We start from the raw sequence: 21465 nt of genomic DNA, 5'->3' as shown, positions 1-21465 counted from the left end.
GATTGCGATAACAAGAGTTTCCCAAACCGTCTGGTGATAATGGCCTTATTTTATTTCCAGTGGAAACTGGCTTCGCATCAAGCGTGGGCGGCGTGACCAAGACGGAAACCTATAGCTACCCACTCACCGACAATCGCCTGACCTCGATCTCAGATGCTGCCAGCCGCAGCTTCATCTATGACAAGGTTGACACTGTTACCTATGATAATCGCTCGGGTGGGGGCTGTTCCTACAGCTATAACGAGGCCCGTCGCACGGCAGCCTTTGCATCAATGGCGTGGCGCAGGCCGAGTACACCCACAACGCGCTTGGTCAGAAGGTTGTGCGGCACTTGACGCAAGAGAACCGGGTGATCTATGCAGCCCACTACGTCGACGGCAACCGGATTGCAGAGTACGAGTGGGATGCCGTCGCGCAGACCTCAACGCTGCTCCGCGAATACATCTGGATGAACGGCATGGTCGTCGCCGAGGGCGGAGCCGTGTACTTTTGTTCGAACGGACCACATCGGCTGGCAGGACTTTGCGACAGACACGAGCGGAGCGACGGTCTGGGGGGCGCCCCCTTTTGTCGGCGCTGACGTCGCCATCAGCACCACTTCACGCAACCCTTCTTAGTCCAATAGCACCAATCCGAACGCGGCCTCAATTAGAACTGAATGGGCGATTACCCAAAGATACTCTCAGCTTTCAACTCCGCTTCATAAAATACATCAACGTACTCGGAATAATTCGAAACTGGATCGGCTGTTTGTTCACCTCCAACAAACAATATCGGTTCATCCAATTCCCGGCGAACGAGAGTCGCTTCTGGATCAATGCCAAGGCGCTCAAGTTGCCTGCAAATCACTTCACGTGAAAGTCGATCTTTCTTTAATCTGGCCATGTAGTCTTCGGGATCCTCAAAAGGCGCCAGTTCGCCGTACTCTTCGACTGAGTATCTCCACTTCGGCTTATCTTTTGGCGGCCAATTCGCATCTTCTCTCGAAATAGAAAGGTAACGTTTGGTCCCATCCGGTCGATAGACGAATATCGATTGAGAAAACTCCGTAACCCATCGTTCAAAAAACTGTTGCCCATCGATCGTTTTTAGGCTTGGCGACGCAATAGTGCTTTCAAACTGAATAACTGGTTGATTTGTATGGCAGGCCAGCGCCTCGGCCTCAAGTAAACCAGCATTACCTTCTGGACCTTCTATAAATGTGAGATGCGGTGCACTTCTGATTTTTGCGACGCGCAATTCGCCATAGTGTGAAAAAACCTGCCATGGCTTTTGCGGCGCGATACTTAGAAATGGGAGTTCTGCGTTTAGTTGATCGAACGTTTCATCTGGAAACCGCGTCCAGCCGAATGGCTCATTTATTCGTGCATCGTCCCCATAAAGCATGCCAAACTTACGTGGAACATAATCAGCGCTGTCAAAGGGCTGTTCAGCGGACAGGAATGAGCCGATCAGAAATGATAAGACGTCGTTCAAAGGGGCTTCGACAATCGCAAAGCCGAATGAATTCAAGCCTGGTAGCGGCTGACTTGAGCGCCATTCTTCAACACCGCTCAAGCCCATACCCCTATCTTATCGACGCCCAAACAGATATATGCCCGCATTCTTGTCCGCATCAGCCATCACAAGAAGTTTTGCCCAAGTTCTAGAAACACTGGCACTGACCACAACTTCTTCCAATTGATGACGTGTATTACCTGCCCAACTGTACTGAATGTCGGGGCGACACGTGCTGACCTTTCTACCACCTGCATCAACCTGAGCTTGATTCATTCGCAGCGATCCTGGATTAGCCCCGATCTTCCTCATTCGGATAGCTTTTTTATAAAGAAGATGTCTAACACGCTTCAATATTAGGCCACGGTGATCATCACCGCCATGGTTGTCGCGCTGAGGATCTAGCCGAGGTGGAGCCAACCTTCTTGAATCTGGATCATAGATTGGACGACACTTTGCAATGTATTCTTGAATGTAGTCACCATAACTGGGACCTCTACCCCCGCTTGTGGTTCCACCATTGTTGCTACCGCCACCAACGCCAAGCATGTCAAGTTGATCAAAAGCATGATCAAGGCTCCGCATCAAATAAGCTATCGCGGCACCAGCAATAACAGAGCTGTATATATCGTTTGTTGTTGCATCATCAGTAAGCCTCAAAAACGCCGGAGTGGATGTTAGTCCAAATGGGTCTCTAAACTGATACGGCGCATTCGCGACATATGCATAGCTGTTCATGATCCCATCCGGGAACCCCATTGGATCTTCTGACAGGAACCGCCCTTCGACCGGATCGTAGTAGCGGGCACGGAAGTAACCCAGTCCGGTTTCACTGTCATACTGATGACCGGTAAAACCGGACCCTGTCGCAACAGCCTCGTTTACAACGGTTCTCTGCCCAAAGCTGTCGTAGCTGTATTCCGACACCAGTGACCCGCTCGTGGCATCAACGACGGCTACAATCGATCCCAGATAATCCTGATGCACCTCATAAACCGTTCCTGTTCCAGGCGTTGGTACAGCGCCAGTGTAATCCTCAAACCCGTATCGTTTATCCAAACCATAGGCGTTCATCCAGCGCCGGGCGGTCGTAACGCCGTCACGGGTTGTGAAGACAAACAGGACATTCGGGCCATCATAAACAAAGGCCTGATCCGTGACGACACCAGCAGTATCTGTATAGGATTTTCCAATCCGACGCTGATTGGCGTCATAGGCATAGCTGATGGACCACCCCGTGCTGGCCGTCATACCAATCAACTGATCCTGAGCATCCCAACTGTAAGTGACGATTTCGCCAGATGCCTTATCGGTACGCGATGTGCGGTTGCCATTAAGATCATAGGCATACATGAAGTCAGCATTCTCAAGCAGACGGTGGCTGTCATCATAGATATAGCCTGTCGTCAAATGGGACGCCGTACGATTATCTTCCAGATCATAGGCATAATCTTCGGCCGGAATAGGAACACCACCATCTGCCGCGGGAACGCCGACATTCACGCCGATCAGCCGCCGCGCCACATCGTGGATCAAAGTACGTGAGTCGCTCAGATCAACCAGATCCCGCAGCAAAACCATACGCCCTGACAGATCATAGTCGAAACTCTCGCCGTGGAAGGTTGCACCACCAAATTCATGCGTTAGTGAGGCTAGGCGACCGCCTGCGTCATAGTCGACCTCGGTCAGCGTTCCATTTTCATATTGTTTCGACCGAACGCGACCGTCAGGATCGAATGTGAAATCAATAACCCCACCCCAAGGCTGCGTAACCTGAGTTTGACGGTTTTCGGCATCATAAGTGATACTGATTTCACCACCATAGCTGTCTGTTGTCTTCACACGACGACCTAGCGCATCGTATTCATACGTCAGCGTTACGGGTTTCAACAGATTGGTATAATCAACAGTTTCGGTCACAACACGATTCAATTCATCATAGGTCATTGTAATGGTTGAATCGTTGTCAGAGATACTCAGCAAATTGCTCGCATCATCATATGTATATGCGTAGCGATTATCGGCAGTCACCATCTCTGTCAGACGATTATTGCCGTCGTAGCTGAAGGTTACTTCTGACCCATCTGCTGGTACAATACGTGTGACGTTATCGCGGTTGTCGTACTCGGTCGTAACAACTTCACCTTCCGGATTCTCCTGCCGCACAGCGCGGCCCAGGGCATCGTATTCAAAAGATGTAACCCCACCCTTCGCATCTATCATCGTCGCCAACAAATCAGCGTCGTCATAGGTGTCCCGACGCACAGTTCCATTGGGTTCAATCATCCGCGACAAACGGCCCAGGATATCCATTTCCATGATATCAACACGGCCTTCAGCATCGGTTGTTGTGGTCTCGGTTTCCGACGGATTGTATGTAACATTCGAGGTGCCTGTCATGGGGTCTTCGCCACCCGCAGGCCGGTTCATGCTGTCAAAAAATGAGTTTGATACACGACCGGCCTGATCTTCGAACCGAACCTGATTGCCATAAGCATCGTATCCAAATGACGTCATATTGCCCAATGCGTCGATCTCTTGGACAGGACGGTTCTTTACATCATAGGCCGTAACACGAACACGCTCTAACAGATCACCCGCTGCCTCAGTCACCTGAACGGGTTGGCCTGCATCGTTGTAATCCATCGTCGTTACAATATTATTGGCGGAACGAATGAATGACACATTGCTGTTAATGTCATAATCATAAAGCGTTACATTACCATTCGGGTCGGTCGTAGATGTCATCAAGCCCCGTGCATTGTAGGACATCAGCATTTCGTCGCCTTCAGGCATGATCGTCCTGATCATATTTCCATTGGCGTCGAATTCGTTACGGGTGACAAAACCATCAGGATCGGTCTGTTCGATCAAACGACTTAGATCGCCATAGACATAACTACTGGTCCGTTCTACAGATGTACCGACGGCTTCGGTCATTTCAGTGATATTGGCATCGGCATCGTACGCAATCGTATCAACACGCCGTTGACCCGAGCCAAAAGGCCGCTCGATCCGGGTAACAAGGCTATCATCGTTTCGGTCCATCGTTGTCACGCGTCCCAATGGGTCGACTATTCTGACAGCAGCCCCGAACTGGTTCAAAGTGGTTTCCGTCACACCACCGCGCTTGTCTGTAACCGTTGTAATCCTGTCCTCTGGTTCAACATATTTTGATGTGTCAACAGTGTTAAAGTCCTCAAGACCAAGCGTTCGGCCTACGGACATTGAAACAGAGGCACCATCAGGTGTGCGCACTCCCGTCAGATCGCCAGCTTCACCATAATTGAACTCATAAGTATTGCCGCGCTGATCAGTCGAACTGGTCATCCGACCATCGTCGTCATAGCCGAAGCCGACCCTTTCATTATCAGGCTCGGTGATTTCGCTGACCAATCCGTTCTCATCGATACCGAACAAGGTTACGCGCCCATCAGGGTCCGTCACAGCCTCAAGAAAGCCAGCTGCGCCATACGTCATTGTTGTGACCAGACCCGCCATATCCGTAATCTGTATCAACCGCCCCTGATCATCATAAACATAGCTGATCCGGTTTCCATTCGTATCGACAATAGCGGTTTGCAGACCATTGGCATCGAACTCCACAGTATTCCCATCCGGATAAACCCGCTGCCATGTGCCGTCGGGGAGTTTTGTCAGGGTCGAGAATTCACCCCGACCGGACCGGAATTCACCCGTGGCTGAGGGTTTGGAGAAGTGGACGGTTGCCGTGAACCTTTGCGATGAGATCAGATCAAGGCTGCCATCACCGTTGATATCGGCAATGTCGATTTCACCGAAGGAATAGTTAACAAAACCTGTTTCAAAAGGTGCGAAGGTACCGTCACCGTTGTTACTATAAACATACACCTGACCTGGACCCGACAGGATCAGATCGTCAAGATCATCACCATTCGCGTCAGCTATGTTGACTGCAGTGACCGATGTAACAGCGGGTGGCCGGGCAAGGGATATTGGTGCGCCAAATGATGCACCATCAATGTTGGGATAAACCTGCAGCTCGGTTTCGTTGTTCCAAATGACTTCAGGCAAACCATCGCCATTCGTATCAACGGTTTTTGCATATTCTCCAAGCAGTCTGGGACTTGCATCACCAACGCTAAGCGTTCTCAAGGTGAAGGATCGGTTTCCGTTATTATAAACAAAATCCAATCCGCCCAAGGCGCGATAAGCGATATCCAAGTCACCGTCTGCATCGATATCGTCTATCAAAACTTGAAGGACAGTATTTCTTTCTAATCCAGCTCTTGAAACACGAACAGGTACGTTGGAGCCATCGCCTCCAAAATCGATCCAGACCTCGTTTCGCCCAAATCCGATAAGCGGCGTACCAAGTGCAACATAGACAATATCGTCGAACCCATCGCCATCGATGTCAGCGATTTCCAGATCTCGGGGACTTGACGACAAGCCAAGTGTGTTGAAGCCGATGTCAAATCCACCAAACCCGTCGTTTTCTATAAATCCGTAGCCATCCTGAACCTGCAACGCATAGGCAATGTCCGGACTACCATCCCCGTTCAATTCTCCAGAATCCACTGTCAGCAGGTTCGGTGGATAAACTCCGGTTTCCGGCACATCGTTTGGATCGGCAACTTTGATCGGCGTGTCCTGCCTAAGGTCGCCATCGCCGAAGTTGGTGACAAACCGGATCTCGCCCGTGCCGCTACTGCCGTAAAAGACATCCAACAGGCCATCACCATTATAGTCAGTAGAACCAACATTCTGCGTCCCGACGCTTGGGAATGTTAGGGGTTCGTCTTCGAATTCGGTGAGTGTTGGTTTTGGGTTGAATGTTGCGATTGTGTCGTTGTCGATGATGGCGACGGCGCCGTCGGGGGTTTGGGTCAGTTTTTGCAGCCCGTCGATGGACCAGCCTTTGCCGTAGGGGCTGTCGGTCTGGTTTTGCACGTAAAGCTCGCCCTGGTGGCTGGCGCCGACGGTCGAGCAGGCGTAGTTCGCCCGTGTGGTGAAGGTATAGGGGTAGCGGCCCGAGGGCAGGCCTGTGGCGTCCACAGGTGTTGACTGGCGCAGGGTCAGCTCTTCGCCCACCAGCGCGGGCGTGCTGCCATCGGCGCCTTCGCGCGGGGTCCATTGCACCAGATCACTGATCGCCAGACCGCCGATGTCCAGATTTGTATCCAGGGTCACAGGCAGCGACGCATCGGCCGCAATCGTCACGTCACCGGCCACGATCACCGTGGGATCGGCGGCGGTGGAATGATAGCTCAGCGCCACCTGCTGGTCGCGGTTGAACGACCGGTAGCCGGGCAGCGCATAGGTCTGCGACATGTCGCCCTCAAAAACCGTCAGGCTGCGGTTGCCCGTGGGCTGATCATCCGAGGGACGGCTGACAGGCGCCTGCGGCAGGAAGGTAAACAGGCCCCCTGCCCCGGTCAGCGTCGCACTGACCGTCGCGGCGCCCGCATCGACAGACCCGCGTGCTGACGGACGGAACCGCCCGGTGTTCGTGCCCACCTGCCACAGCGACAGCCGTGCGCCTTCGGGCAGCGCATCGACATTGGGTGCTGTGATCTGAAGGCCTTGGGTAAAGACCGCCCCGGGCGCGTCCAGCGCATAGATGCGGCAGGCCTGTACCGTATCGGGCATGCTGGCGGGCTGGAACAACTCTGGCAGGGACCCCAGACAGACTTCGCCTGTATAGGCCGCCCCGGCGCTGTCCTGCACGGTATCCGCGGCGATGGTCACCGTCACACCGGACTGCACCCCGTTCAGCACCGTATCCTGCCCCGCGACCACGGTCGCACAGCCATCATTCAGCGGCGTCAGCAGGAAGTCAGGCGCCAGGTCCCGTTCCTGATTGGCGGTGATCCGGATGGCCCGGTTCACCCCGATATAGCCACCGGGGCCGCCATCGGCACTCGGTTCGATAAAGACGCGGTCGCGCCCCTCGGCCAGGCTGCCAAAACGGAACCGGCCCTCGGCATCGGTCATATCCATCAGCGCGCTGTCGGCCAGACGCACCGGCATCCCCGCCAGCGGCGTTTCCACCCCATTGGCAAAATCCACCGCATCCAGCACGCGGCCAAAGACCGCCGTGTCGCTGGCCGTGCCGGGCACCACATCGATGGTCAGCACCGCCTCATCGGTCAGAACCCCGTCCGACACACCCACCGTGAACTGATACTGCCCCTCCTGCCCCGTCTCGGGGCGGAAGCGGATCGCGCCGGTATTGGCGTCAAAGCTGACACCCGTGGGCAGCGGCAGCGGCGTGGCATAGAACGTCAGCACATCGCCATCGGCATCGCTGGCCGTCAGGTCCAGCACGAACTCCAGCCCCAGTTCCACCGTGTAAAGATCCCGCACAGGGCCCAGAACCGGCGCCGTGTTGCCCGGCACCACGCTCAGCGCCAGCACCTCGGTCACCGTGTCGATGCCATCGCTGACCGTGACCTCGATCGTGTAATCGCCCGCATCCTGGCTGACAAAGCCGTACTGGCCCGCGGCCACCTCGGCAAAGGTAAAATCAGCGCCTGTGGGGGCAGAGGTAACCTCAAAGACAAAACTCAGGACATCCCCATCGGGGTCCGTCGACCCGGTCGCATCGATCAGCGTCTCAACGCCAGCCTCCAGCGTATCGGGGCCGCTGATCAACACCACTGGGGCCCGGTTCGGCACGCTCAGGCTGACAACGGCCTGATCCGAGCTCAGCTCAAAATCCGACACCACCAGGCCAAAGCTATAGGCCCCGCGCAGATCGGGCGTGAAGCTGGCCGTGGGGCCAAAGGGATCGGGGATCGTGGCTGTGCTGCCCGCAGGCGCACTGACAATCGTCCAGCTGTAGCTCAGCGCATTGCCGTCAGGGTCAAAGGATCCGGTGCCATCCAGCGTGGCCACCTGGCCCACAAAGACCTGATCCGGACCCGTGGCCACCGCCACCGGGGCGCTGTTTGTCACCTCAAGCAGGATCACCGCCGGGGTCGCGCGCAGGTTGCCATCCTCGGCCGTCAGCTGGATCAGATAAATCCCCGCCCGGTCCGCCGTAAAGGACAGGCTGTCACCGGTCACAATCGGCGCGCCATTGGCAGGATCAACCTGCGCCGCACTGCCCTGGGGCCGATAGAGCAGCGACCAGCTGTGGCTTAGCGCATCACCATTGATATCACTGGCATAATCCGCAGCCCTCAGGTCAACGGGCACACCGGCCTCGGCCTCAATCCGGCCGGCCCCCTGCACCACGGGGCGCAGATTGCCCGATCCGATAAAGACAGCCTCCGGCCGCGCCACCCCATTGCCATCTGCCGCAATCAGCTGCGCCACACCGGCATAGGGGGCAGCCGTCTGCGGATCGCCCGGTTGCAGAACCTCAAGCGTCCAGATCGCGGATGTCGCATCGCCCGTCAGCGTCACCGCCCGGTCGACATCGCCCACCAGACCGGTCAGCGCCCAGTCATAGCGTGCATCGGCCCCCACAGACGACAAACCGCCATCCAGCGTCACAAAGCCAAACGCGGGTGCGGCCAGATCAGGCCCGGCCACCGCCACCGGCAGGACCTCGGGCACCCGGATCAGCGCCGTGGCGGGGGTGGAGGCCCCTGCCCCATCGCGCACCACCAGCTGCACCACATAATCGCCCGCCACATCCGGCGTCAGACCGGCAAAGGGCAAACCGGGGTCGGTGATCGCCGCCAGGCTGGCCTGGGGCGCATGGATCAGCGTCCACTCATAGCTCAGAAGATCGCCGTTGAAGTCATAACTCTGGCTGCCATCCAGCGCCACTGGGGTCCCCAGGGCTGCAGCGTTCGCAGCGCCCGCCGCAATCCGCGCCACAGGGCGCACCGGCGCCCCGGCTTCCGTCGTCACCAGCACCGTGTCAAACCGCGTCCGCAGACCATCGCTGACCGCAATCCGCGCCAGATAGTCGCCCGCCACATCCGGGGCCAGCGTCGCAATCCCTTCGCCCGCAGGCGCCAGCGCCGCGGCACTGCCCGCAGGGGCCACAACCAGACCCGCCTCGGACGTCATCACATCGCCATCGATATCCGTGCTGCGGTGCGGATCCAGCGCACCCACCGTCCCCACCGGCACGATCAGCTGATCAAACCGCGCATCGGCCCGCGGTTCCGCCTGCCGCGTGAACGCCCCTTCGTAGTAATCCACGCTGCGCTGCTCTAACTGGCGGCGGCCCAGATTGCTGCCCACGATGTTCTGCAGCGTCACCGACCCGCGATCTGTCCCGAAATCAAGCGTAAAATCCGTCACATCCGGATTGGGCGAGATCAGCGCATCCGTCGTCCCATCGGTGTCAAACTCGATGAAGCTGACAAAATCCAGAAACTCACGCGTCGACGACAGGCTGTAATCCTTGCCCCGGAACGTGAAGGTCAGCGTGTCAAACGTGGTCTCATGCCCGCCATTGACATCAAAGCTTGGGATCAGAATATCCAGCGCAGGCCCGTTCGACACATCCCCAAGCGTAAAAGTCACCCGGTCCGACCCGTCATTGGGCAGCGTCAGATCATAGGCCGGCAGCCAGATATCCGTGTTGCCGCCCGGCGTGAACGTCACCTCATAGCACGCCACACCCGAGGTCAGACCATCGCCGTCCTGCACCGCCAGGCCAAAGGTATAATCCCCCTCGACATCCAGCGCCACATCCACCAGCGGGCCCGCAGCCCCCGCCAGCGACAGCGCACTGCCATCAGGTGCCGCCTCAACAGACCAGACATAGCTGATCTGATCGCCATTGGCGTCAAAACTGTCCGACCCGTCCAGCGTCAGATCGCCCGTGCCCGGCAGACCCCGCCCCTGCAGGCGCGCCACAGGCCGCAGATTCCCCGTGCCCGCCTCAACCGTCACGCTCAGCGCAGGCGCACTGGCCCCATCCGCCAGCAGGTCGAGAGCCGCCACATAAGTTCCGGCCACATCCGGCGTGAACCCGGGCCGCAGCACATCGGTCGCACTCAGATCCGCAACACTGGTGTCCGGACGGCTCTCCCACCGCCACTGCGGCCGCAAACCCGTCTGATCCGTCACAACCTCGGACGTCGCATCCAGCAAAGCCCCCTGCCCCACCGACACAGGCACAACAACTGTCTGTACCGAGCACGACACAACAGGCCCGCACTGACCCAGATGATAACACGCATCAAACGCCTGAGACCCCGACGCCTTCGTCCGGCTCTCTCCACTGACACCGAACTCCGCAATATACGTGCCAGCCCCAGCCCCCGCCACAACCAAACGCCCCGGCGCAACCGTAAAAACCGCCTCAAACCCGCCACCATACCGACGAAGCGTCACATCCTGAACACCACCCCCATCATTCTGCAATCGCCACATCGTGACACCATCACCATCAACACCCAAACTCGTCAGATTATCAGCGGACGCGGATGAGATAGAGATCACGAAAGAAATAAGAAGGAATTTCAGAAAACGCATTCAGGTAATCCTTACGCTCAAATTCTAGTCACTTCAGCCCAAAATATACTTCCAAAACAGTGCCTTAGATATCAACTTCGACAAAAGTGACAGGTATGGTAGCTCAACCTATTGTTGCCGTAAGGTCAGAAATCCGTCAACTCTTCGTGATCGAAATTTGGTGGAAACAATTCTTATGATTGTTGCTAATTTGGAAACGACGCTGAGAAACAGTCAAGTTCCTTGTGATAAATTCAAACATTAACATCCGATTATTTGCCGATCAGCCAGTGTCCATCAAGCAACAGGCTGCGATCATACCAATTTATGTTCAACACATTTGCTTTTTGTAGAACATTACCTTATGTTCAACAAAAATAATCACTGTTGAACACACATGATCCAACGCCATTCCACCGTCGCCCACGCGGCCTATCACGACTTGTTGCGGTCGCTGAAAGACGAAGCGGCCGCGCAGATCCGGGGCACGCCCACCAAAGTGAAACGCGGCGACAAGACCTATTGGTACGACACCTTTCGCGTCGGCAATGACGTCCGCAAATCCTACATTGGTGAAGATACCCCAGAGCTGGCGCAGCGCCTCTCTGACTTGACCAAACTGCGCGACCAGACCGCAGACCGTCAGGCCCACCGCACACGCCTGATCCGCATTCTGCGCGCCGAGGGCTTCCTCAGCACCGATGCCACCACCGGCAGCCTGTTGTCCGCGATGGCCAAATCCGGGGTCTTTCGCTTGGGCGGCACCATCGTCGGCACCCATGCCTTTCGCCTGTACGAAGGCGACCTTGGGCTGCGCTACAGTTTCGACGACACCGCCCAGACCGGCGACGTCGACATCGCCAGTTTTGAACGTCTGTCCCTGGCGTTGGAAGACACTGTCTCCCCTCCCCTTCAGGACGTTTTCAAGCACTTCGCCTTCGACCCTGTGCCCAGTCTGAAACGCGATCACGTCTGGCGCTGGAAACAGACGCGCAATGATCTGATGGTCGAATTCCTGACCCCGTCTTTCGACGAAGACGAAGGCCTGCGCCCCCTTGCCGCCCTGGGTGTCGATGCCCAATCACTGCACCATCTGAACTATCTGATCCAGGATCCCATTCAGGCCGCCGTGTTGTATCGCAGCGGCGTGCTTGTCCAGGTGCCGCAGCCCGAACGCTTTGCCATCCACAAGCTGATCGTCGCAGATCGGCGCCGGGATGGACCCGACCGGATCAAGGCCGTCAAAGACCGGGCCCAGGCCGCCTTCCTGATCCGTGCCCTGGCCGAAGACCGCCCGGATGAGCTGAACGAGGCCTACATCACAGCCCGCAACACCGGCCCGAAATGGGCCAAGCGGCTGGATAACACCCTGAAACGAATGCCTGAAACGCTGGCGCTTCTATCAGCGCTTTAGCATTGGTAAGCAATAGCTTAGCTATAATTACCTTCACAAAACCGTGGTTCGGGAAAAGTTATACTTCCGCTCCGGTTTTGCGCCTCAACCTAAAAGACCTATCAACATTTAGGCTTGACGCCTCGCCTAAGAGAGTTGTAGTCCATAAGCATGAAACAGGCTCAATTCATCACCCTTATGTCCGAAAGCCTTGGCGTCGAGGAAAAAACGATCAGGATGATTGTCCGCATCTTGCGCGAAGCCGGACTATTCACGACAGGTGCCCGAGGCGTGAACGCCCCGGACATCACGCCACTTGATGCCGTTCGGGTGATCATTGCAGTTGTCGCGTCCCCGTCGCCGAGCAGGGCGGTGCGGGATGTCAAGTATTTCGGTGCACTCAAGCCTGACCGACGCGATGAAGAAGCGACTTCCGCATGGGGGCTGCCTTGGGTCGATGAAAACAAGACGCTGGAAGATACCCTACTGGACTGTCTTTCAAATCAAGTGCCTTACCATGAAATTTCTTTTGGAATGTTGCATCTGTCTGAACAAGGCAAAGCGTATATCGCTACCGATACCGGAAGCCAGGACTACCATCAGCGGGAACAGTGGCAGGCTGTCATGGATGAATACGCTGCCTCAAACGACAGGCCTAGGAACAAGGACGTTCTCGAAGCGTGGGAATCCATGCGCCGCATCTCGAACACGAAAGTGAATCGGTCCGCTGAAATTCCGCTGGCAGAATTGCACCAGATCGGGTTTGAGATCATCGGTTGGGAAGTGGATTGATGGCTAACCATAGTCTCATATTTGCCAACGAGCGGCGCGCAGCAAAGCTTTTGGACATGAAGCTTGCTGAGTACCGCGCGCTAGTAGATATGGGAATACTTCCACCTCCAATCGATCTTGCGGGACATAAGCGCTGGCGTGTTTCAGACCTAGAAGCAATCGCGTCTGGACAAGTTTTGGATGAGGAATTCGAAACATGAAAAAACCTGATCTACCATATCTCGAATACAAAACGGTCAAGAGTTACGAATATATTTATTTTCGCAAGGGCAAAACCCGTGTTCGTTTGCCTGATAATCCAGACTCTGAGGATTTCATGACAGCGTATTGGGCAATTCGGTCAGGTAAGCGCGTAAAAAAATGTAAAACTACTTGGGGCGATTTGATTATCGAGTTTTATAAGTCGCCACGCTTTACTAAAAAAGCGGCCGGTACTCGCGCAAACTATCGACGGCATTGCGAGGCTATCCGCGAAAAGAACGGCCACAAAGATGTAACCCGCTTTCGGCGTAAGGATGCATTGAACGTTCAAACCGCCTTGCAAGATAACTGGTCTAAGGCGAACGAGCGCATCGCAGTTTTGTCGATCCTTTGTAAACTGGCTGTCGATCTTGAGTGGATTGAGCGCAATCCAGTTGTTGATATTGATAAGCTGGAAGGCGGCGAGTACGAGCCATGGCCGGAAATCAAGCTAATCGCCTATGAGCGGTACTGTGACCAGTACGAACAGACTGACGCTCGGACAATCTATGAGCTTGCCATCGGCACCGGCCAACGCATTGGTGATTGCGTCAAAATGGAATGGGCCGACTTCGATGGCGAATACATAAACGTTGTACAGGACAAGACCGGCACAAAGGTAGCAGTGTACTGCCCTGGTCGTCTGAAGGCCTATCTTGCCAAGCTGCCCCGCCAAGGTCGCCATATTATGGCGAAGAACCTGACCCAGCCCATTGGTAAAAGGGCGGCTCAAAAGGCTGTGGAATCCGTCCGCAAAGCCCTGGGCATTATGCACGGTGAAAACCGACTTGTAACCCACGGATGGCGCTACACAGCAGCGGTGCAGTTGGCTGACGCCGGGTGCAGTGATGCAGAAATCCAAGCTGTAACAGGTCACAAGACGATGGAAATGGTGCGCAAGTACCGCGCCAAACGCGATCAAAAAGCAGCATCAAAGCGGGCGCAACAGCGGCGCGATGAAGAGGAACAGAACAAGACCAGAACGTGAAAGTGCGAAACTAAGTGCGAAACCTTTTAGACCAGCCATGTCAGCGAGTTGATAGAAATGGAAGAAAACACAATAAAATCAATTTGGTGCGGGTGGAGGGACTTGAACCCCCACGCCTTGCGGCGCCAGAACCTAAATCTGGTGCGTCTACCAATTTCGCCACACCCGCAAAACCAACAAAGCGGCCCCGATTCTAGCGCGAAGCGCAGGGCCGCCCCGATTTCCGGCGTTCTCTAGCAAAGGTTTTTGCCGGATGCGAGAGGAAAATCGCGTAAATTTGCGCGATTTACAGTCCTAACTTGCGAAAAACGCCGGGTAACTGTTCGGGGATGTCTTCGGCGATCAGGCCGGGACCGAAGTGGAGGGCGCATTCGACGTGCAGCCAGGCGGCGGTTTCAGCGGCCAGCCTTGGCTGAAATCCCCGCGCGATCAGGCCGGTGATAAAGCCCGCCAGCACATCGCCCGACCCGGCTGTGGCCAGCCATGGGGCGGCACGATCATATTGGGCCGAATTGATCGAGGCGTAGCTATCGCGGTCAGCGATCACGGTGTCGGGGCCTTTGAACAAAACCGTGCAGCCCGCGCGTTTGGCCGCGTCGCGGGTGGCGTCTACCTTGGAATAGGCGGGGCCGGTGGTTGCGGGCGTGTTGAGCTTTTCGGCGATGTCGGGGAAAAGGCGGGCGAATTCACCGGCGTGGGGTGTCAGAACGCAGTTTTTATGAAGCTGGTCGAAAAGGTCAGGGTTTTGCGACAGGATGGTCAGGGCATCGGCGTCCAGCACGGTTGCGCGACCGCTTTTCAAAACTGTCGCAACAAGCTGCCGGGTTTTGTCAATGATCCCAAGACCCGGACCGATGCAAAGGGCGTTCAGGCGGTCGTCTTTCAGGATTTTGGTCAGCGCCATGTCGTCGGCCACGGGCTTCAGCATGATGGCCGTCAGGTGTGCGGCGTTTTCGACCAAAGCATCTGGTGGACAACCAACAGTCACCAACCCAGCACCGATCCGCAGCGCCCCCCGCGCCGCCAACCGCGCCGCGCCGGTTTGGCCGGATGGGCCCGACAGGACCAGGGCGTGCCCGTGGCCGTATTTGTGAGTACGCTGAGATTTCTGAAGGCCGTCTTCAAAGAAACCACGTACATCGAACTCTAAATCCCATTCGTCGAATAAGTTAACTTTTTCATGAGTGTCAGAGGTAGGTTCATCAAAATCGATATTCCAAAATTCCAGATCAACAACTTTCAGAGTTTTTATGTCGTAGTTGAATGAATCCAGATAATGGCCAACTTTTGCGCGATGGAATGTCACAACAAGCTTGCTGAAAAACCAGTCAAGACCGACGACTGCACCAGTATCTGCGCTAAGCCCGGACGGCATATCAATCGCAACGCCAAATTCGTAGCAATCACTATCCCAAACACTTCGGATGGCCAGAAGTTCGTCATCAAAACCGCGTGTCAGCCCCGTTCCCAAGATCGCGTCTATATAAACGGTCGTTGGCCCACGGTTATCATCCATAGAGTCCCGCTGATAGTCTGTCTTGTCCAAAGCACGTTCAACAGCCGCTGCAAACGCGTCTTTCGTCAGCGCCGCGACCTGACCCAACTCGCGCCACCGGTCATAATTCACCTTCGCATCGGGCGGCAGTTTTTCGGGGTCGCCGTAGAGGAAAACCTCAACCTCCCACCCCCATTCCTTCAACAATCGCGCCACGACAAATCCGTCGCCGCCGTTGTTGCCCGGGCCGCACAGAACAACGGCGCGGTGGGATGTCTTGGCCAGTTGGGGCCATTCTTCGAAAATGGCGTCGAAAACACCGCGGCCTGCGCGCTCCATCAGTTCAAGGCCGGTGACCTGACCACTGTCGATCGCGGCCTGCTCAATGGCGCGCATTTGGGCAGATGTCAGCAATTCAGTCATTTTTTGACGTATCCTTGATTCATTTCAGCGCAAATCATCAGCACATTGCATATTTATTAGGCGACCGATACTCTTTCCCCATTGCCAGACCGATTGACGCACCCTAGCCAATTGTCGCCGGATGGGGAAAGTGGTCTCACCTCTGGCACAACGGAAAAAGGGCATAGGAGTCGCAATCATGAAAAAAATCGAGGCGATCATAAAACCCTTCAAACTCGACGAGGTCAAGGAAGCGCTGCAAGAGATCGGCGTACAGGGCCTATCGGTGGTTGAGGTCAAGGGGTTTGGACGCCAAAAAGGGCACACGGAACTGTATCGCGGCGCCGAATATGTTGTTGATTTCCTGCCCAAAGTTAAGATCGAAGTCGTTCTGGCGGAAGACCAGCTGGATGGTGCGATTGACGCGATCGTGGATGCCGCCAAGACAGATAAAATCGGGGATGGCAAAATTTTCGTATCCACAATCGAACAGGCGATCCGCATTCGGACTGGCGAAACTGGCGACGACGCGCTTTAATTTATTCCGAATAGAACCAACACTCTGCAATATCCAACAAGAGGGAAGACTGTCACAATGAGCAAAGCTGACGTTCTTAAGATGCTAAAAGACGAGGATGTCGAATATGTCGATATCCGGTTCACAGACCCACGCGGCAAGCTGCAGCACGTGACGGTCATGGCCGATCAGGTCGATGAAGATTTTCTGGACAGCGGCTTTATGTTTGATGGATCGTCCATCGCCGGCTGGAAGTCGATTGACCAGTCCGACATGAAACTGATGCCCGATACCGACAGCGCCTATCTTGATCCGTTTTATGCGGAAAAGACGGTTTGTATTCACTGTTCGGTTCTGGAACCCGACACGGGCGAAGCCTACGAACGTGACCCGCGCAGCACCGCTGAAAAGGCCGAGGCTTATCTAAAGTCGTCCGGCATCGGTGACACGGCCTATTTCGGGCCCGAGGCTGAATTCTTCCTGTTTGACGACGTGCGTTTTTCGGTTGAGATGAACAAAGTGTCATACGAGGTTGATGCGCTGGACGCGGCCTGGAACAGCGACACCGAATATGAAATGGGCAACATGGGTCATCGCCCCGGCGTCAAGGGCGGGTATTTCCCCGTGAACCCGATCGATGACGGTCAGGACATCCGGTCTGAAATGCTGTCGACGATGAAGCGCATGGGCATGAAGGTCGACAAACACCACCACGAGGTTGCCAGTTGTCAGCACGAACTGGGTCTGATCTTCGACAGCCTGACCACTCAGGCCGATGAGCTGCAGAAATACAAATACGTGATCCACAATGTGGCGCAGGCCTATGGCAAGTCGGCGACCTTCATGCCGAAGCCGATCGCGGGCGACAACGGCACCGGCATGCACGTGAACATGTCGATCTGGAAAGACGGAAAGCCTTTGTTCGCGGGCGACAAATACGCCGATCTCAGCCAAGAGGCTCTGTATTTCATCGGCGGCATTCTGAAGCACGCGAAAACGCTGAATGCCTTTACCAACCCGTCGACCAACAGCTACAAGCGTCTGATCCCAGGGTTTGAAGCCCCTGTTCTGCGCGCCTATTCAGCCCGGAACCGGTCGGGGTGTGTGCGTATTCCGTGGGCTGAATCGCCCAAAGCGAAACGTGTCGAGGCCCGCTTCCCCGACCCATCAGCAAACCCCTATCTGTGCTTTGCCGCACTTCTGATGGCGGGTCTGGACGGGATCAAGAACAAGATCGACCCAGGCCCATCGTCAGACAAAGACCTGTATGATCTGCCACCGGAAGAACTGGCCGGTATTCCAACGGTTTGCGCATCGCTGCGCGAAGCCCTGGAAGCGCTTGAGGCGGACCACGACTTCCTGCTGGCCGGTGACGTGTTCACCAAGGATCAACTGGAAGGTTATATGGAGCTGAAGTGGGAAGAGGTTTACGCCTATGAGCACACGCCCCACCCCATGGAGTTCAAACTATATTACAGCTGCTAAGGCGGTTTGAAACATCGTCGGTGGATTTCCCCCACTGCAAAGCGAAAGGGCGCCAAGGGCGCCCTTTACGTTTGGGCAGCCCAGATTTTGCCTAAATTCGTGTTATAAGTGTGGTGTCTGCTAGATTCGGGGAAATAGTATGTTGGTTAATGAGTCCGGGGCCATGCCCAATGACAAGTCCGTTCGTGTATCAGAGTTTCTGTCGGAGTGCACCAAGCGGCAAGAAGTTCTAACATCTGAGGTTGCAAAGCCTGATGGCTCTGCCAAACCGAAAGCAGAAGAAAATCACAAACCTGCACAGCCTATTCGCAGAAAGCTTTTTCTGGCTGCGGCATGTGTGACGATTTTCGCAATATCGATCTATGTCGTTCAGCAATCGTCGGCAAACAGTGATCTGATGACGACATTCTCAGCACCTGCCACGATAGAAACAAGTCAGCTTTGACAGCTAGCCCTGCGCGCCCATATGAACGACGGCTGTGCGGATCGAAAAGACGACTGCACGCGTTTCGGGCAATCGAAGGATGCACTGACGCTCACTTCTTAAATACGGTGCCGACCCGGGCCTATGACGGGGGGCTGTTTCGCTGCGTGGTTGAAATAATGACGGGTCGTCATACCAAAGCGCATTCGCCCGCCAAAGGGGGCGGTCGGGTTGCACACCGTCGAACAACCGCTGCACCCGTTTCGCAATATCGGCTGTATAACTGGGCACCGGTCGATGAATATCGGTCAATGGCCGCATGATCTTTTCACGCAACTGCCAACTGGCCGGAAAGCATAAGACAGCCCCGACCAGAACATGCTGCGGCCCGGATTTGGTCAGAATACAGAAATCTTCCTGACACAGACGGCCCAGTGTGACCAGCGGCTGCCTATGATCTATGCCAACCAGCACGCCATCAGGGCGGGTTACCGATTTGGCTGAAATAGTGTATGTATCAAAAGCCCAGAGATGCCCTAAAACCGTGTCCAGCAATTCCTGGGCGGGCAGCAAGCCCGTCTTGTCCAGCGCGTGAACGTCACCGGGCCGCTTTGTCAGCAGCCTATCCCTTAGCTGCATCTGATCGTGAAAATCATCCCCAACGACAATCCAATCTGACAGGTCCAGCGGCTGCACGCCCGGCAATGGGCGTTGGCTGGCCTGAAACCATGGAATTGAGTGGGAAACATCACTCTGCGACATATCTTGTCGAATCCTGAGGTCCTTGAAACCGATATTCAATCAGGGCGTTTTCCAAGTGGAAACACGCTTTCCTTCAGGCAACATGCCGATACCAGAAGTGAAAGACAAGGTGCCATGACCCATCACCGTTCTGCTTGATGCGGTACGGTATATGGTGATCTGAAATCACAAGAAGACGTCATGAAAGATATCAGTCAGAAAAGATGATCAACGATTTTTCCAATACCCTGGAAGATCAGGTGCTGATTACCGAAGATGGCTATGAAAACCTGACGCAATACGTTTGACCCGGCGTCGATGGGCGCTGGATAGGCGCGCCATGCTGTTTTTGCTTGCAGCAGGTCATCGGGGCTTGTAAAGGCGGTCGGGCGTAGCCGCAGTAGCTCAGTGGTAGAGCGCACCCTTGGTGAAATTTGCCTCCCCCATCAGAAATTTTGGGGTGATCACCGCTCAAATTCGGGGAAAGCTAACGGTTTTCGAACCCATGCCAATCCCGAGCCAAGCCCGGTTTTCCGGGAAGGTGTAGAGACTAGACGGGCGGGACCTAAAGCGCATCGCGCCACGGTCAAGGGATAGTCCGGCCTGCCAATCAGGGCGAAAGCCCACGGCGGGAGAAGGGTGAGGTCGGGAGTTCAATCCTCCCCTGCGGCACCATTTTCTTTCATGTAGAATATCCTGATATCGTGCCTGGCAGGCACATTAGGATAGGTTTTCGGCATGCATCAAAGAAGAACACACTCTCTGTGATTACCTTGATGCGTAATATGTCTGAGCACTGGCATATATATGTTTGACTAATGTTACAGCTACGAACGTTCTAGGCGCTAGAAGTGGCGGAACCTGCTATTGCCTCCACTCAAAAGGCACTATTTTACAAGGGGTATTTTACATGTTTCGTGTCACTTATTTTACGTAAATGCTAAAGTATGATTATTGGCCGGTTATTCATTACAACGGTGAAATTTTTTTTGTAATTCGTAATGTCACATAATAGATTCAGGATAACCCAAAGTAACATTTGTACATTGATAGTTGCTTTAAACGCTTGTTTAACTAGTATCTGTAATATGAACTCGAAGTTCTGGAATGTGTGACTTTGGAAAAGTTGCACTGAATGTGAGGCAACATGACATCGCTTACAACTTCTGATGAGGTGCTGAAAAAGATTTCAGCAGCTGCAAAAAAGAGTCTCACGGAGCAAGAAATACGTGAACAACGAATATCTTTTGTTCTAAGCTCTGTAGACGATGAAAGTTCAATAACAAAAGATCAAGTTGAGAAAGTCCTGCAGCATTTTGAGGGCCACTAAAATTTGATACTGATTGATCTTACAGGTGGTGAGAACCATAAAGCTTATCAAAAATTTGAAATTGAAAATGGTTCTCGCCAATATGATTTTTTACGGTCTGCTGTTGAAGCTGCTTTAGAGGTGAAAAGACCATTTTTATCTCAAACTATATTGAAGGCTTTAAATTTCCACGCAATTGCCTGTTTGCACACGAGCGCAGGTGAATATCGCCCATGTAAGGTTTATGTTGGCGATTACGAACCACCACCTGAATTTCAAGTCCCAGGATTAATGGATGACTTTGTAAATCAGGTAAATCGCCATTGGATGGATCATGATCCAATAGTTTTAGCGGCATATGTATTATGGCGGCTAAATTACATTCATCCCTTCATAAACGGTAACGGGCGCACAGCACGAGCTGCATGTTTATTTGTTTTATGTGTAAGGCTAGGTGGTTGGTTGCCAGGTGCTCCTATTCTTCCCGAATTAATACGAGAAAACAGGGATGAATATGTAAATATAATGAGAGAAACTGATAACTCGGTTAAAACCGGCGAGCTTGATCTATCGAAGTTACATGCATTTCTTGAAAGGTTGATTTTACAACAGTTATCTTCGGCAGAAGATCTTCCTGATAGCTAGAGCAAGATGAGATCAGGTTGAAGCGTATCCTGAGTTGACAAGGTAATTCGCACATTCCTGCGGGGTGAAGCGGTCGAGCAGCTTACCGATCCTGCGCCATGTTGCCTCTATCGTGCGTTCGGCGGCGTCTCG

The 21465-nt window shown here is 54.4% G+C and carries 12 protein-coding genes, 1 tRNA gene and 1 pseudogene; 9 read left to right on the top strand and 5 right to left on the bottom strand.

Features of this window, described 5'->3' with window-relative positions; genetic code table 11:
• The first annotated feature begins 277 nt into the window (after positions 1–277).
• Positions 278–580 (top strand): hypothetical protein, encoded by a 303-nt coding sequence (locus H7848_RS15035; RefSeq protein ID WP_208353051.1) that lies wholly within the window; start codon positions 278–280, stop codon positions 578–580.
• Between the two features lie 86 nt (positions 581–666).
• On the opposite strand, the gene H7848_RS15030 is transcribed toward H7848_RS15035, so the two are convergent.
• Both H7848_RS15030 and H7848_RS15025 read right to left on the bottom strand, forming a co-directional pair.
• Entirely contained in the window at positions 667–1557 is an 891-nt protein-coding gene (locus H7848_RS15030; RefSeq protein ID WP_208353048.1) for a hypothetical protein, read from the bottom strand.
• Positions 1558–1572: 15 nt separating this feature from the next.
• Positions 1573–10923, bottom strand: coding sequence for a PKD domain-containing protein (locus H7848_RS15025; RefSeq protein WP_208353046.1), 9351 nt, complete (start codon positions 10921–10923; stop codon positions 1573–1575).
• A gap of 376 nt (positions 10924–11299) precedes the next feature.
• Here H7848_RS15025 and H7848_RS15020 point away from each other — a divergent pair, with 376 nt between their 5' ends.
• The 3 genes from H7848_RS15020 (at position 11300) to H7848_RS15010 (ending at position 14315) form a co-directional block, all read left to right on the top strand.
• Complete coding sequence (locus H7848_RS15020) at positions 11300–12316, top strand: nucleotidyltransferase family protein (protein WP_208353043.1); 1017 nt, start codon at positions 11300–11302, stop codon at positions 12314–12316.
• 150 nt (positions 12317–12466) lie between these two features.
• Positions 12467–13087, top strand: coding sequence for a hypothetical protein (locus tag H7848_RS15015; RefSeq protein WP_208353040.1), 621 nt, complete (start codon positions 12467–12469; stop codon positions 13085–13087).
• A gap of 196 nt (positions 13088–13283) precedes the next feature.
• On the top strand, positions 13284–14315 hold the full coding sequence (locus H7848_RS15010; protein ID WP_208353037.1) for a tyrosine-type recombinase/integrase: 1032 nt from the start codon (positions 13284–13286) through the stop codon (positions 14313–14315).
• 84 nt (positions 14316–14399) lie between these two features.
• On the opposite strand, the gene H7848_RS15005 is transcribed toward H7848_RS15010, so the two are convergent.
• Both H7848_RS15005 and H7848_RS15000 read right to left on the bottom strand, forming a co-directional pair.
• Positions 14400–14484 (bottom strand) — tRNA-Leu (locus tag H7848_RS15005).
• A 117-nt stretch (positions 14485–14601) separates the two neighbouring features.
• Positions 14602–16233, bottom strand: coding sequence for an NAD(P)H-hydrate dehydratase (locus H7848_RS15000; RefSeq protein WP_208353034.1), 1632 nt, complete (start codon positions 16231–16233; stop codon positions 14602–14604).
• Positions 16234–16411: 178 nt separating this feature from the next.
• On the opposite strand from H7848_RS15000, the gene H7848_RS14995 reads away from it, so the two are divergent.
• The 3 genes from H7848_RS14995 to H7848_RS14985 all read left to right on the top strand — a co-directional run bounded on the left by H7848_RS14995 (position 16412) and on the right by H7848_RS14985 (position 18659).
• A complete protein-coding gene (locus H7848_RS14995) occupies positions 16412–16750 on the top strand; it encodes a P-II family nitrogen regulator (RefSeq protein ID WP_208353031.1) in 339 nt (112 codons plus the stop codon).
• 57 nt (positions 16751–16807) lie between these two features.
• Positions 16808–18214 (top strand): type I glutamate--ammonia ligase, encoded by a 1407-nt coding sequence (glnA, locus tag H7848_RS14990; protein WP_208353029.1) that lies wholly within the window; start codon positions 16808–16810, stop codon positions 18212–18214.
• Between the two features lie 139 nt (positions 18215–18353).
• Positions 18354–18659, top strand: a complete 306-nt coding sequence (locus tag H7848_RS14985; RefSeq protein WP_208353027.1) for a hypothetical protein — start codon at positions 18354–18356, stop codon at positions 18657–18659.
• 3 nt (positions 18660–18662) lie between these two features.
• Here H7848_RS14985 and H7848_RS14980 read toward each other — a convergent pair whose 3' ends face one another.
• Positions 18663–19400, bottom strand: a complete 738-nt coding sequence (locus H7848_RS14980) for a heme-dependent oxidative N-demethylase family protein (protein ID WP_208353025.1) — start codon at positions 19398–19400, stop codon at positions 18663–18665.
• 212 nt (positions 19401–19612) lie between these two features.
• Between H7848_RS14980 and H7848_RS19915 the strand changes: the two are divergent.
• Both H7848_RS19915 and H7848_RS14975 read left to right on the top strand, forming a co-directional pair.
• A pseudogene (locus H7848_RS19915) lies at positions 19613–19712 on the top strand (M24 family metallopeptidase); the annotation flags it as partial.
• Between the two features lie 1000 nt (positions 19713–20712).
• Positions 20713–21333: a Fic family protein gene (locus H7848_RS14975; RefSeq protein ID WP_208353023.1), complete on the top strand. Its 621-nt coding sequence runs from the start codon at positions 20713–20715 to the stop codon at positions 21331–21333.
• The last annotated feature ends 132 nt before the right edge of the window (positions 21334–21465 follow it).

Origin of the sequence: Pseudaestuariivita rosea (assembly GCF_017592335.1) — a bacterium.
In the GTDB taxonomy this organism is placed as follows: domain Bacteria; phylum Pseudomonadota; class Alphaproteobacteria; order Rhodobacterales; family Rhodobacteraceae; genus Parasulfitobacter; species Parasulfitobacter rosea.
Note: the sequence above shows the minus strand (reverse complement) of the source record. Positions and strands in the feature narration are given on the sequence as shown.